10 protein-coding genes are annotated in these 14,631 nt (G+C 65.6%); 5 read left to right on the top strand and 5 right to left on the bottom strand.

Annotated elements, in window-relative coordinates:
- The first annotated feature begins 25 nt into the window (after positions 1-25).
- Positions 26-1,324: an Nramp family divalent metal transporter gene (locus GK109_RS12255; protein ID WP_197432455.1), complete on the top strand. Its 1,299-nt coding sequence runs from the start codon at positions 26-28 to the stop codon at positions 1,322-1,324.
- Positions 1,325-1,790: 466 nt separating this feature from the next.
- Here the strand turns inward: GK109_RS12255 and GK109_RS12260 are convergent, their stop codons facing one another.
- The 4 genes from GK109_RS12260 to GK109_RS12275 all read right to left on the bottom strand — a co-directional run bounded on the left by GK109_RS12260 (position 1,791) and on the right by GK109_RS12275 (position 6,561).
- On the bottom strand, positions 1,791-2,171 hold the full coding sequence (locus tag GK109_RS12260; RefSeq protein WP_157240749.1) for a universal stress protein: 381 nt from the start codon (positions 2,169-2,171) through the stop codon (positions 1,791-1,793).
- A gap of 35 nt (positions 2,172-2,206) precedes the next feature.
- Positions 2,207-4,177 carry a tripartite tricarboxylate transporter permease gene (locus GK109_RS12265; RefSeq protein WP_157240751.1) on the bottom strand — a complete coding sequence of 657 codons (1,971 nt, stop codon included), beginning with the start codon at positions 4,175-4,177 and terminating at the stop codon, positions 2,207-2,209.
- A gap of 8 nt (positions 4,178-4,185) precedes the next feature.
- A complete protein-coding gene (locus tag GK109_RS12270; RefSeq protein WP_157240753.1) occupies positions 4,186-5,397 on the bottom strand; it encodes a tripartite tricarboxylate transporter substrate-binding protein in 1,212 nt (403 codons plus the stop codon).
- A gap of 84 nt (positions 5,398-5,481) precedes the next feature.
- A complete protein-coding gene (locus GK109_RS12275) occupies positions 5,482-6,561 on the bottom strand; it encodes a PrpF domain-containing protein (protein ID WP_157240755.1) in 1,080 nt (359 codons plus the stop codon).
- A 278-nt stretch (positions 6,562-6,839) separates the two neighbouring features.
- Between GK109_RS12275 and GK109_RS12280 the strand changes: the two genes are divergently transcribed.
- Positions 6,840-7,754 (top strand): LysR family transcriptional regulator, encoded by a 915-nt coding sequence (locus GK109_RS12280; protein ID WP_157240757.1) that lies wholly within the window; start codon positions 6,840-6,842, stop codon positions 7,752-7,754.
- A 6-nt stretch (positions 7,755-7,760) separates the two neighbouring features.
- Here GK109_RS12280 and GK109_RS12285 read toward each other — a convergent pair whose 3' ends face one another.
- On the bottom strand, positions 7,761-8,405 hold the full coding sequence (locus GK109_RS12285) for a DNA alkylation repair protein (RefSeq protein WP_157242902.1): 645 nt from the start codon (positions 8,403-8,405) through the stop codon (positions 7,761-7,763).
- A gap of 200 nt (positions 8,406-8,605) precedes the next feature.
- Here GK109_RS12285 and GK109_RS12290 point away from each other — a divergent pair, with 200 nt between their 5' ends.
- The 3 genes from GK109_RS12290 to narJ are packed head-to-tail and all read left to right on the top strand — an operon-like array spanning position 8,606 to position 14,630.
- Entirely contained in the window at positions 8,606-12,319 is a 3,714-nt protein-coding gene (locus tag GK109_RS12290; protein ID WP_197432456.1) for a nitrate reductase subunit alpha, read from the top strand.
- Positions 12,319-14,013 carry a nitrate reductase subunit beta gene (gene narH, locus GK109_RS12295; protein WP_157240759.1) on the top strand — a complete coding sequence of 565 codons (1,695 nt, stop codon included), beginning with the start codon at positions 12,319-12,321 and terminating at the stop codon, positions 14,011-14,013. Before GK109_RS12290 ends, narH begins: the two co-directional genes overlap by 1 nt.
- A complete protein-coding gene (gene narJ, locus GK109_RS12300; protein ID WP_370460566.1) occupies positions 14,010-14,630 on the top strand; it encodes a nitrate reductase molybdenum cofactor assembly chaperone in 621 nt (206 codons plus the stop codon). The genes narH and narJ overlap by 4 nt, the downstream gene beginning before the upstream one ends.
- Position 14,631 lies beyond the last annotated feature (1 nt).

The raw sequence follows: 14,631 nt of genomic DNA on the forward strand, positions 1-14,631 counted from the left end.
GTCGCTGTAAAAGGAGGACTCGCCGATGCGCGAGCAGAATAAGACCATCACCAGCCCCATAACCAGGGAAGAAAAGATGGCAACCAAGCAAGGAAACCCGGCCCAAGGCACCACAAAGAAGCCCCGTACATTCCTGGGCTACCTCGCCCTTATGGGCCCCGCCTTCGTCGTCGGAGCCTGGCAATTCGGCCCCGGCAACCTCACCACCGCCGTCCAGGCAGGCAGCCGCTTCGACTACAGTCTCGTGTGGGTCATCGCCGTCTCCACCATCCTGATGATCTTCTTCACCGACATGAGCGTACGGCTCGGCATCGCAACACCCACGTCCCTGATCACCTCCATCAAAGAACACCTGGGCAAATGGGTTGGAATCCTTGCGGGCTTCGGCGTTTTTGGCATCACGCTGATGTTCTCCGTCGGCAACGCCGTCGGATCCGGCCTCGGCCTGTCCCTGGTCTTCGGCGGGTCCCCGGTCCTCTGGACCGTTGTCTGCACCGTCGCCGTCGGCCTCGTCCTGGCCCTCAAAAACGTTTACGGCATCGTCGAAAAGGCCCTGCTGGTCATCGTTGTCCTCATGGGCCTGGCCTTCATCGCCAGCACCGTCGTCGCCCAACCCGACTGGTACCGCTCCATGGAAGGCATGGTCCCGACACTTCCGCCCGGAAGCGAAATCCTCATCGTCGCCCTCGTCGGAACCAACTTCTCCATCAACGCCGCCTTCTACACCTCCTACGGCATCAAGGAACACCGCCGCACCCGCGCCGACTACCGCGACATCACCCTCGTTGACACCATCCCCGGCATCGTCGCACCCGGCATCATGACCGCCCTGGTTATCATGGTCGCCGCAGCCGTCCTGGGAAAGACCGGAGCTGAAGCCGGAACCATCAACGCCCTCGCCTCCGTCTTCGCACCCCTGGCGGGCCCCGTTGGAGCCAAGATCTTCGCCCTCGGCCTCTCCGGAGCCGCTTTCTCATCCATGATCGCCAACGCCACCGCGGGCGGCACCATGCTCTCCGACGGCCTGGGCCGCGGGGCCAAAGCAGGCTCACCCACAGCCCGCATCATCACAGGCATCATCCTTGCCTTCGGCCTGATCATCACCCTGACCTTCCAGTCCTCACCGGTGGCCCTGATCGTCATCGCCCAATCCCTCACCGTACTCATCGCCCCCATGCTCGGCGTGCTGATCGTCATCATGGCCAACAGGCGCTCCATCATGGGAGAACTCCGCAACAAATGGTGGCAAAACCTCTTCGGCGCTATCGGCCTCATCGCCATCATCGCCTCCTCCATGCGACTCATCACCACCCTGCTCGGCTAAGGTAGCCGGCGTAAGCCGCAAACCAGCCCATAAGAAGCGCCCCCTGCACACTGAACTGCTCCCCGGAGTTTGGACTGAGGAATTCAGTTCTGACTTCCGGGGAGCAGTTTTTTGCGTGTAGATAGTTCGTTGTCCGAGGCTCAGCGTGAGGCGGCTGTAGCGTGGTTGAGAAAGGTCTTGCAGTTACGGCGACGGCTAATCTGTTGGGCGTGTCTAATTAGGCGCCGAAATTACAGCGGGAACCGGGGCCTCCGGACGGGAATCCTCGTTGACAACATCATTGAGATTCCTTCGTCCGGCGTATCGGAAAAGATGGCCACATAAGGGGAGGCAGGGCCCGGAGATGGCCCTGCCTCCTGTGCGTGCGCGCCGTCCTCCGCGCCCGTCTCTCGGGCTTCCTGTTGCGATGGAGTGCGTGGACGGCGGCACGCGCGCCGGACGGGGGTCCGGCAGGTTGTGCCTGTACTTACAGCCTGTCGGCCCGCACGGCGAGCACGGGGCAAGTGGCGTCCAGGAGGATCCGCTGAACGGTGCTTCCCAAAATGAGCTTGCCCACCATGGAGCGGTGCCGCAGGCCAATGACGACCATTTCGACGTCTCGGTCCTGCGCAATCTGGATCACTGCATCTCCCGGGTCGGCCAAAACGGAGGATTCGACCGTGAGGGCAAGCCCGGCATCGGACAGCTTGCCTTCCAGTTCCGCGATCTCGTGATCGTCGAGGTCATGGTGTCCCCGGCCCACATTGACAATCAGCAGATCCGACTTTCGCAGGTGCGCTTCCTTGATGCCCTCCGTGAGTGCTTCCCGTCCTTCGGGGGCGGGCGCATAGGCCACGAGTACCGTCATTTGTCTTTCTCCAATGGTTTAGGGGGTAGGGACTGCTAGACAAGGGTATTGAGCCAGCCTTGCGGCAGGTCGATCGGCAGCAGGGAGGGGAGCGCCAGGAGGACGACATACAGCACCCCTGTATAGATGACCGCGACCTTGAGGCGGGCCCTTGCGACCACCAGCAGGAACGCGGGAATGAAAACCGTCACGGCCACGAGGTATCCGAATACTGCGGTGAGTGCCAGGAAACCGGTCATCCATGCGAAGGTTTTCAGTGCGAAGCCTGCATCGAGCGTCCAGCCGGCCCGAGCGGCCCTGGTCCGGACCCGTGCCCGAATTTCGGTGAAGAGGAGGATCCCGGAGAAGGCCAGTCCGCCGATGCTCACCAGCTGGGGGACGAGCCTGGCCTCGGGTGAGAAGGACGCCGATGATATGAGGGCTGCGGCAAACGCGACGGCGAAGATGCCGGATGCTGCCAGGGACCAGGTCGAGTTCTTCAGGGGCGCTTCGTCGTCCTCCGGCTGCTCATCCCTGTGCCCGTCGTCGAGGTTGGTCTGGCGGCGGGCGCGGATGAACTTGACGAAGGCCCACATCATCGGAAGGACCAGGATCGCCAGGAAGACCAGGACACCGGGCCGGGCCATCCAGTCGAAGCCTTCGTACAGGCTGTCTGTGAGGAAGTAATAGCGTTCCAGCGGGATTGCCAACACGAAGCCGATGAGGAAGGGCGCCCGCGGGAACCCGGTGGACTTCAGCAGCCAGCCAAAGACGCCCAAAATGATCATCACCCAGAGGTCGCCCAGCTGGCCGCCCTCCTGGAATGAGCCGAGGAGCATAACGGCCACGAGTCCCGCGGCCAGGACGGCGAAGGGGACCTTAGTCAGCTTTGCCAGCTGCTTGACGCTGAGGAAGCAGAAGAGCGCTCCGAGAATGGATGCGATGGCGAAGGACCAGACGATCAGGTACATCAGGTCCAGGTGCTCGGTGATGATCGAAGGACCGGGCTGGATGCCGTATGTGAGGAGCATTCCGAGGAGCATCGCGGAGGGTACGCCGCCGGGGATGCCGAAGAGAAGGGTGGGGATCAGGTCGCCGGCCTCCACGGAGTTGTTGGCGCTTTCGGGGCCGACGATTCCGCGCGGATCGCCCTTGCCGAACTGGCGCTTGTCCTTGGCGGTGGCAACGGCCTGTCCGTAGGCCAGCCAGGTTCCTGCGGTGGCTCCGACGCCGGGGAGGACGCCGGCCCAGATGCCGATGAGCGCTCCGCGGATGACCTGGGTCCAGTGGCTGAGCCATTCCCGGATGCCTTGGCCCCAGCCGCCGCCGAGGGTTATTGTTTCCCTTTGTCCGCGCCGCTGGCTTGCACGTGATGCGATTTCGGCCAGGCCGAAGATTCCCAGGGCAACGGCCACGAGCGACAGGCCGTCGCCGAGGAACAGGCTGCCGAACGTGAAGCGTTCCTCGGCCGTGGTGGGTGAGGTTCCCACCATGCCGAGGACCAGGCCAAGGAGTCCGGCGGAGACACCCTTGATGATGTTTCCCCGCGAAAGGACTGCGGCCAGGGCTACGCCCAGGACGGTCAGCATGAACAGTTCCGGGCTGGCGAAGGAGAGCACGAGAGGCCGGGCAAGCGGTATCGCCAGGGTCAGGCCGATTGCGCCGATGATGCCTCCGGCCATTGACGAGAGGAACGCAAGCGTCAGGGCACGGGCTGCCTGTCCTTTCTTGGCCATGGAGTAACCGTCCAGCATGGTCACGCTCGCAGACGCGGATCCGGGTGCGCCGAGCAGCACGGCGGAAACGGTGTCTGAAGTATGGACGACGGCGAGGGCTCCAATCAGGAGGGCCAGCGCCTGGGGCGGTTCCATGCCGAAAGTGATGGGCAGGAGGATTGCGACGGCGCCGGTGCCGCCCAGCCCCGGGATGAGGCCCATGATGAGGCCGGCTACGGTGCCGATCAGGAGCATGATGAGGAGGGAGGGGTCAGCGAGGGATGCCAGCGCTGCCATTGCGGAGTCAAGCATGATGGTCCTTATTCAACGTGGATGTTGTATTTGTCCGCGAGCAGCCCTGTGACATAGGACCGGACGGAGTTGCTGACGGAGTAGGCGTCCCGGACGCGGTCTGCCACGCCGGTGTCCGCGACGAGGGGGTAGCCGCCGAGGACTTTGGCGGCCTTTTCCTGGAAGCCTTTGTCGGTCCCGAGCTTTTCGCTGGAACTGCGGAGCAGCTCATAGGCTTTTTCGGGTGTCTCCTGCGGAACCCACAGTCCTTTTTGGTAGGTGTAGGTCAGTCCCAGCAGGGTCTTGTACGCTTCGAACTTCTCGCCCGCGGGTTTCTCTCCGTGGAGCGTTTCGTAGGCCTCGGCGACTGTGGGTACATCAGGGAAATTGGGGTCCCGGACAACGTTGCCTGCTCCGTCCAGCTGGCCAAAGGACATGAGCACAACGGCTTTGCCCTCCTTGGCGATGCCGGCAACGGCTGAGCCGTAGGCCGAGGTGGTCTGGTAGTCCAGGTCGATTTCCCCGCGCTGGAGCGCCAGGTTGACCGGTCCCCGGCCTTCAAAGCCGAAGGTGCTTGTCACGTCCGCTTCGAGCAGGTCGAAGGCAACAAGCGTGGTGATGTCCAGGCCCGTGGCGCTGATGCCGCCGAATTCCAGGGGCGTATCCCGGTTTATCAGGTCCTGAAGACCGGACACCCCGGCCTCGGCGCGGGCATAGATGACCCCGCCGGTGCCGTTGACGACGACGGGCTTGAGGTCTTCGAAGGAATACTTCACGGCCGAGCGGCCCAGGACCCAGGGGACAACGGTCGATGCCGTGCCCACCAGGATTTCCGTGCCGTCTGTCTTTGCCGAGCGGGCAAACCTGTTGGTGCCCAGGATGCCTTCGCCGCCGGCCTCGTTCACGGGCGCAAAACCGGGGCGGCCCGCAACATAGTTGGTTAGTTCGGTGCCGATGAAACGTGCCCAGGTATCGGTTCCGCCGCCTGACGCGAGGGGGATCAGGAACTCCAGGGTTTCGCCGCTGAAGTCCCCGTCCTCGGTGCTGGAGGGCGGGTTCAGCAGGCTTCCGCCGAGGACCGTGGTGGCGGTGCCCAGCAACGCGAAGGCGCCGACGGCTGAAAGGATGGTCCGCCGGGAATGCTTGGGCGGCTCTGGCAGGTCCGCTTCTTCGTACTGCCCGGCAAGTGCCTCTTGCGGAGCGGTTCCGGGTGGTTCCAAGGATGACTTGTTGCTCGTCATTGAGATGATCCTTTTGATCGGGTGCCTATCTCGGCGCAGCGCCTTCCAGGAGCGCGCGAGGGGCAGATTGTTGTGGTTGCGCGCTTACCAGGTCTCTGGCAGCAACAGTTCTGCATCGGCCAAGCGGCGGGCACTTCGGAGGGTGCCCACAACCGGGACACCGTCGCGGGTCTCGGCCCAGGTTTGGACGAGGCCCGCAGGAGTCCGCATGGCGAGCCCGGAAGAAGCGTCGGTGGAGATCAGGTCCCGCACCACGGTGCCTTCATGCTGTGCAGCCATAGTCAGGGCGACGCTTCCGGTGATCGCCAGCGCCGGGTGGAGCTTGCCCATTGACAGCATCCGGACCACCAGGTCGGCTCCCTCATCCGAGGACGGCCGGGCCACCAGCGCGAGCTTCGGAATCGCACGCTCGGCTTCGGCCCTCGTGGCGGCCAGGCCCATTCGAACCGCTGCGTCCCGCCGCACGTCGTCCAGGTGCACGAGGAGTTCAGCCTGGCCATCGATCTCCCCGGCTGTCTCATTCCCGGTGAGTCCCACGGAAGCAGCCTCCAGGATGATCAGCGGCGCACCGGCATCAATCAGGGTGGCAGGGATTTCCCGCCCGTCGAACGTTACCTTCTCCACCGGCTCTCCGGTCGGGAAGAGCTTCCCGGTTGTCCGTCCTGCAGGATCGAAGAAACCCATGCCCACGGACAGCCCCGGGAACGGAACGCCCGGAATCATGAGGGTACCGGTCTCCTGGAGCCTGCCGTCCGGGGTGGAAACCTTCTGCAGGATGAGCTGGTCGGTGTTCGTGTTCAGCGTCCGCACGGATGTCGTTTCCTGGCCGGCATCAACCCAGCCCCGATCGATTGCGTACGGTGCCACCACCGCTGAGCAGTTGCCGCAGTTGCTTCCCCAGTCAACCCTGTGCTCCTCGACGGCCACCTGGGCGAAGGTGTAGTCAACGTCTGCCTCGGCGCTGGCTGAGCGGGAAAGGATCACAGCCTTGCTGGTCGTGGAGGTTCCCCCGCCCACGCCGTCAATCTGGCGGTTGTCCGGGCTGCCGAACAGCCGAAGGAGGACTTCGTCAACGCTCTTTCCGGGGACTTGGAGGTTGTCCCATTCGAACACCCAGCACTTACTGGTTCCGCCCCGCATCCACGCTGCTGGGATTCTAAACATGATTGCTTTCACACCTTCCTGGGCCCTGCTGTGGGCCGTTCCGCCTTTCGGCTAGGACCTAGTGTGATCCGCCCCATCATTGAATTACAAACGCTATTTTTTGCAGGGTCTTGCACTTTTACTTCAATCAAATGGCGGCTGGACGGGCATTTCGAAGGTCATGGCAGCCCTTTCCTTGACTCCGACGGCGTGCGGCCCGTCCCCGTTCGGCTGTGGATGAAGGTGCAGGCTAAAATCCTTAAGGGGATGTAAGCAACACTTCAAAGGAGTCCGTGCCGATGCTCAATGTTCGAAGGCTGGAACTGCTGCTGGACGTGGTGGAGCTCGGATCCATCACGGCAGCGGCCGAGAAGCACGTGTACTCGCCGTCAGGCGTGTCCCAGCAGCTGCGGCGACTGGAATCGGAGATCGGCCAGCCGCTTCTTCAGCGACAGACCCGCGGAATGGTACCGACGGATGCCGGCCACGTCCTGGCGGCGCACACGCGCCGCATCCTCAGGCAGATGGCGGCTGCCGAAGCGGACCTCGCCGAAATCGCCGGGCTGAACAGGGGCAGCCTCACCATGGGAACCTTCCCCACGCTGGGAGGTTCGTTTCTTCCCTTGGTCATCAGCAAGTTCAAACGCCAGTACCCTGCCATTGAGCTGCATGTGCGCAGCAGCCGCTTTGAGGACTTGGTCGAGATGCTGGAGAACGGGCAGGTGGGCATGTCCCTCCTCTGGGACTACGAATGGAGCAGGATCAACGCCGAGGACTTTGCCCTCACCACGGTTTTCGAGGACGCAACCGCCCTCGTTGTGGGAAAGGACCACCGGCTGGCCCGGCGCAAGCAGGTTGACATGGCGGACCTTGCCGATGAGGAGTGGATTGTCCGCGAGGAAGCGCACCCGGTGGTGGAGGTGCTCCAACGAAGCGCCCGTGCCGCGGGTTTCACCCCCCGGATCGCCTTCCACGCCAATGACTACCAGGAAGCCCAGGCGATGGTCAGCGTGGGGCTCGGCATCGCCTTGGCGCCTCGAACCGCCGTCGTCAACAAACACCCGGGGGTCAGCATCGTCTCCCTGGGCACTACCGCACCCTCAAGGCGGGTCCTGCTCGCGCACCGTCACGACAGGGTGCGGGCCGCAGCCGAGATTGCCTTCCAAACCACGCTCCTGGAAGTGGCGAAGGAATCAACGGCCGACTTCCGGTGACGGCCCTTAGTGCCCCGCCTGCCGGCGCACCATTTCGTTGATCCACGCGGGGGCGAACGGTGAGGTGCAGCCCGGGGGAGTGGGGTAGTCCTTGAGCACCTCCAGGCGCTCGCCGATCTCCAGCGCGCGGGCCCTGAGCCCGGGGTGCCCAATGCCGATCTGGGCCAGGCAGGTGTTCATGGCCCACTGCAGCCGGTCCGGGGAGTCCTTCATCTCCGCCTCGATGACGTCCAGCAGCCCCTCAAGGTCCAGGCCGTCAGGCGCCTTCACCACGCGCTCGCTTGTCAACGCCCAGCCGGCACTTGCTACTACCGGATCAGGATCGGACAGCCAGGCCACCCGCAGCTCCTCGGCGTGCGGGTTCTTCTTCACCACGTAGTTCACCAGCCAGTCCTGCACCTTGGGCGCCCGCGCCTCCCGCAGCATCGCATCCAGTTCGCCACGCCCGAACGCCTTCGGCCGGCAAACCAGGAGCGCCAGCAGCCGCGCCGCGGTATCGCCCGTGGCCCAGAGGTCACGGGCAAGTTCCTGTTGGGTTTTGAGCCGCTTGGCGATGGCACGCAGTTTGCTGAGGTTCACGCCGTGGTCATCCCCGTGCCTCTCGTTCACCTCGCGCGCCCTCGGGTCCTCGAGCCCGGCCAGTTCGGCCATCAGCTCCGCCACGCCCGCCTTGGCTAACGTCGTCTCAGCCACCGCAGCCTCCTGTCCAGTGTGTCCGAAGTCCAGCCTAGGGCGGGAAGCGCTCCGGCGCAGGCGCCCGGCAGGCGACCAGAGCCTAGTCCTGCCACCAAGCAGCTGCAACCAGTCGAAAGACCCTACTGGACCAGCCGCGCCGCACCTACGGTGGCAGCATGGCTGAGGAGCGTTTTGTCGCGGGGGTGGACGGGCCGGCATCGGATGCAATGCTGAAGCTGGGCAGGTTCTTTACGAAGTGGGACCAGACCGACGACGGCAGGGCAGTTTTCCGGGAGGGTGGCCGCAAGGGGGATATCTTCTACCGCGACCGGTGGAGCCACGACAAGGTGGTCCGCTCCACCCACGGGGTGAACTGCACCGGCTCCTGCTCCTGGAAGGTGTACGTCAAGGACGGCATCATCACCTGGGAATCGCAGCAGACCGACTACCCTTCCGTGGGCCCCGACAGTCCCGAATATGAACCGCGGGGCTGCCCCCGCGGGGCTGCCTTTTCCTGGTACACGTACTCGCCCACCCGGGTCCGTTTCCCCTACGCCCGCGGCGTGCTGGTGGAGATGTACCGCGAGGCCAAGGCCCGGCTGGGAGACCCCGTGCTGGCGTTCGCCGAGATCGCCGCCGACCCGGAGAAGCGCCGCCGCTACCAGCAGGCCCGGGGCAAGGGCGGGCTGGTCCGGGTGTCCTGGCAGGAAGCCATCGAAATCGCGGCCGCGGCGCACGTGAACACCATCAAGACCTACGGCCCGGACCGCTGCGCCGGCTTCTCGCCCATCCCCGCGATGTCCATGGTCTCGCACGCGGTGGGAACCCGCTTCATCCAGCTCATCGGCGGGGTGATGACCTCCTTCTACGACTGGTACGCGGACCTTCCCGTGGCCAGCCCGCAGGTGTTCGGAGACCAGACCGACGTCCCCGAATCCGGCGACTGGTGGGACGCCCGCTACCTCATGATGTGGGGCTCCAACGTTCCGGTCACCCGCACCCCGGACGCGCACTGGATGGCCGAGGTGCGGTACCGCGGCACCAAGGTGGTCACCGTCAGCCCGGACTACGCGGACAACACCAAGTTCGCGGACGAGTGGCTCCCCGCCCAGGCTGGAACCGACGCCGCGCTGGCCATGGCCATGGGGCACGTGATGCTCAAGGAATTCTTCGTGGACCGGCAGGTTCCCTTCTTCACGGACTACGTCAAGCAGTACACGGACCTGCCGTTCCTGGTCAGGCTGGAAAAGCGCGACGACGGCGCGTTGACGCCGTCGAAATTCCTCACCGCGCGTGACATCCCGGCGGAGTCCGGGGCTGAGGACGCGGCGTTCCGCACCGTCCTGTTCGACAAGAAGGCCGGCCGTCCGGCCGTCCCCAACGGCTCCATGGGATTCCGCTACTCCGGCAGCGGAGAGGGCAGATGGAACCTGGACCTTGAAGGGATGGACCCCGCACTGTCCCTGCAGGAGGTCTCGGGTGAAAGCGCCGAGATCCTGCTGCCGTGCTTCGAGCAGGCGGACGGCACCGGCAGCGTGCTCCGGCGCGGGGTGCCCGTGATCGAGGTGGAGGGCCAGCTGGCCACCACGGTGTTCGACCTGATGCTCGCCCAGTACGGCGTGGGCCGCGAAGGGCTGCCCGGAGAGTGGGCCGCGGGGTATGACGACGCCGCCACCCCGTACACCCCGGCCTGGCAGGAGGAGATCACGTCCGTCCCCGCGCAGGCCTGCATCCGGGTGGCCCGCGAGTTCGCCCGGAACGCCGAGCAGTCCAGGGGCCGGTCCATGATCATCATGGGCGCCGGGATCTGCCAGTGGTTCCACGGCGACACCACCTACCGGGCGGTGCTGGCCCTCGTGATGCTGACCGGCTGCATGGGCCGGAACGGGGGCGGCTGGGCGCACTACGTGGGGCAGGAAAAGACCCGCCCCATCACCGGCTGGGTGTCGCTGGCCAACGCCCTGGACTGGTCCCGGCCGCCGCGCACCATGATCGGCACCGGGTACTGGTACATGCACACGGACCAGTGGCGCCAGGACGGCTACTCCGCGGACGCGCTGAAGTCCCCGCTGTCCACCGGCGCCCTGGACGGCCTGCACACCGCGGACGCCATAGCCCAGTCCGCAAGGCTTGGCTGGATGCCGTTCTACCCGCAGTTCGACCGCAATCCCCTGGACCTCGCCGACGAGGCGGAGGCCGCCGTCGCTGCCGGAACCGCCAAGGACACCCCCGGCTACATCGCGGACGCACTGAAGAACCGGACCCTGAACCCGGCCATCGAGGACGTGGATGCCCCGGAGAACTGGCCGCGCACCCTGGTCCTCTGGCGCTCCAACCTCTTCGGGTCCTCGGCGAAGGGCAACGAGTACTTCCTCCGGAACCTGCTGGGCACCCACAACAACGTCCTGGGCGAGGACCACGCGGAGGGGCTGAAACCCACGCACGTGAAATGGCACGAGAAGGCGCCCGAAGGGAAGCTGGACCTGCTGGTCTCCGCCGACTTCCGGATGACCTCCACCACGCTGCTGTCCGACGTCGTGTTTCCCGCCGCCACCTGGTACGAAAAGCACGACCTCTCCTCCACGGACATGCACCCGTTCGTCCACGCGTTCACCCCGGCGATCGACCCGCCCTGGGAAACCAAGACCGACTTTGACACCTTCCACCTGCTGGCCCGCGAGTTCTCCCGGCTGGCCAGGACCCATCTGGGCGTCCGGCGCGACCTGGTGAGCGTGCCGCTGCAGCACGATACCCCTGGCCAGCTGGCCCAGCCCGGCGGGACGGTCCGCGACTGGCGGAAGCCGGACATCCCCGCCGTCCCCGGGCAGAACATGCCCGTCTTTTCCGTGGTGGAGCGGGACTATACGGCCATCGCGGACAAGCTCGCCGCCGTCGGGCCCCTGGCGGACAAGCTGGGCTTCACCGTCAAGAACGTCACCTACAAACTGGACGGCCCGCTGAACCGGCTCAGCCACTCCAACGGCGTGATGCTCGGCGGCGCCGCGGACGGCCGGCCGGCCCTGGACACAGATGCCAAAATGGCGGAGGCCATCCTGGCGTTCTCCGGCACCACCAACGGCATGCTTTCCGTGCAGGGCTTCAAGGACCTGGAAGTCCGGACCGGAAGGAAGCTGGCGGACCTCGCCGAGGGCTCGGAGGAAAAGTTCATCACCTTCGCCCAGACCCAGGCCGCCCCGGTGCCGGTGATCACCTCGCCGGAATGGTCCGGCTCGGAAACCGGCGGACGCCGCTACGCCCCGTTCACCATCAACATCGAACGGCTCAAGCCCTTCCACACCCTCACCGGCCGGATGCACTTCTTCCTGGACCACGACTGGCTCACGGACATCGGCGAAGCCCTTCCCATCTACCGGCCGCCGCTGGACATGCACCGGCTCTTCGGCGAACCCAAACTCGGCCGGAACGGGCAGCTGGAGGTGGTGGTCCGGTACCTGACGCCGCACTCCAAGTGGTCCATCCACTCCGAATACCAGGACAACCTGCTGATGCTCTCGCTGTCCCGCGGCGGGCCCACGGTGTGGATGAGCCCGGCGGACGCCGATTCCATCCAGATCAGGGACAACGACTGGGTGGAATGCCTGAACATCAACGGAGTCCTGGTGGCCCGGGCGATCGTCAGCCACCGGATGCCCGCCGGTGTGGTGTACGTGCACCATGCCCAGGAGCGCACCATCGACGTGCCGAAGTCGGAGGCCACCGGGCGGCGCGGCGGCATCCACAATTCGGTCACCCGGCTGCTGGTGAAACCTTCGCACCTGATCGGGGGCTACGCGCAACTGGCGTACGCGTTCAACTACCTCGGCCCCACCGGAAACCAGCGCGACATGGTGGCCACGGTCCGCCGCCGCTCACAGGAGGTGCAGTACTGATGCGGGTCATGGCTCAAATGGGCATGGTGATGAACCTGGACAAGTGCATCGGCTGCCACACGTGTTCGGTGACCTGCAAGCAGGCCTGGACCAACCGGGCAGGCACCGAGTACGTCTGGTTCAACAACGTGGAAACCCGCCCCGGGCAGGGGTATCCCCGAAGGTACGAGGACCAGGACAAGTGGCGCGGCGGCTGGGCGCTGAACAAGCGGGGCAGGCTGGTGCTCAAGGCCGGCGGCCGGGTGAAGAAAATGTTCGGCATCTTTGCCAGCCCGGTCCAGCCCGAGCTCAAGGACTACTACGAGCCCTGGACCTACGACTATAAAACCCTGGTGGACGCGCCCCTGGGTGACGACTTTCCGGTGGCCCGGCCCAAATCCCTGATCACCGGGGAGGACACCAAGGTCACCTGGTCCGCCAACTGGGACGACAACCTGGGCGGCTCCGCGGAGAACGGGCACCTGGACCCGCTGGTGGAGAAGGTCCGGCGGGAGTCCGAGGACAAGATCAAGTTCGCGTACGAGCAGACGTTCATGTTCTACCTGCCGCGGATCTGCGAGCACTGCCTGAACCCGTCCTGCATGGCCTCCTGCCCCTCCGGCGCCATCTACAAGCGGGTGGAGGACGGGATTGTGCTGGTGGACCAGGACAAGTGCCGCGGCTGGCGGCAGTGCGTCACCGGCTGCCCGTACAAGAAGATCTACTTCAACCACAAGACCGGCAAGGCCGAGAAGTGCACCTTCTGCTACCCCCGGGTGGAGGTGGGGATTCCCACGGTGTGCTCGGAGACCTGCGTGGGCCGGCTGCGGTACCTGGGGCTGTTTTTGTACGACGCCGATGCGGTCACCGCGGCGGCGTCCGTCACCGACCCGAAGGATCTCTACGACGCCCAGATGGACGTCCTGCTGGACCCTAACGATCCCGCCGTCCAGGCCGAAGCCCGGGCGCAGGACATCCCGGAGGACTGGATCGACGCCGCCCGGCGCTCGCCGGTGTACGCCCTCGCCAAGGTCTACAAGGTAGCGCTGCCGCTGCACCCGGAGTACCGGACCATGCCGATGGTCTGGTACGTGCCGCCGCTGTCCCCGGTGGTGGACCTGCTGCGGGACCAGGGGCACGACGGCGAGGACCACGGCAACCTGTTCGGCGCCATAGATGCGCTGCGGATCCCGGTGGAGTACCTCGCCGAGCTCTTCACCGCCGGGGACGCGGACCGGGTCACCGCGGTGCTGAAGAAGCTTGCGGCCATGCGTGCGTTCATGCGAGGCATCAGCCTGGGCAACGATCCGGACGAGTCCATCGCCGAGGCCGTGGGCATGGACGGGCAGGCCATGTACGAGATGTACCGGCTGATGGCCATCGCCAAGTACGACGAGCGGTACGTCATCCCCAAGGCGCACGTGGAGCAGGCGCACGACCTGGAGGAGATGGGCTGCTCGCTGGATTTCGACGGCGGCCCGGGCATGCAGGATTCCTCGCCGTTCGGTGAGGCGAGTGGCAGGCCGGTGCCGGTTGCGATGGACACGTTCAACGCCCTGCGCGACCGGCAGACCAGCGGTGAGGTATCAGCGGGAACCAGCCTGAAGGGCAGGGTGAACCTGCTGAACTGGGACGGCCGGGGGGCACCGCCGGGCCTTTTCCCGGACAAGGGACCGGAGCCGGGCACGTTGGCCGCGGCGGAGGACCAGCCGTGAGCCGCCGCGACCAGGTGGCGTACATGGCCGGCGCGTGGTGCCTGTCCTACCCGGACGAGGACCTCCTGGCCAAGGTCCCGCTCATGCGCGCCGCGCTCGCGGAGTTCCCGGCCGCCGTCGAACCCTTCCAGGAGGTGCTGGACGCACTGGAATCCACGCCGCTGATGGAGAGCCAGGCACACTACGTGCGGGAGTTCGACCTCAGCCGTCGCCACGCCCTGCACCTGAGCTACTGGACGGACGGGGACACCCGGCGCCGCGGCGAGGTGCTGGGCAGCTTCAAGAAGGCCTACCGGCAAAGCGACATTTTGGTGGACACCCAGGGAGAGCTGCCGGACTACCTGCCCATGGTGCTGGAATACACGGCGCTGGTGGACTTCTCCGCGGGGCGGGAGCTGCTGATCCGGTACCGGCCCAGCCTGGAGATGCTGAAGTTCGGCTTGCTGCGGGACAAGCTGCCGCAAGCCAGGATCCTGGCGGCCATCTGCGCCACGCTGCCCGGAAAGTCGCCGGCCGACGAACAGGCCGTGATGCGGATGGCGGGCTACGGGCCACCCACCGAGGCGGTTGGCCTTGACCCCTACGATCCGCGCCTGCTGCCCGTGAAGGGGGCCTGAC

This window comes from Pseudarthrobacter sp. GA104 (assembly GCF_009741265.1).
Lineage (GTDB): Bacteria > Actinomycetota > Actinomycetes > Actinomycetales > Micrococcaceae > Arthrobacter.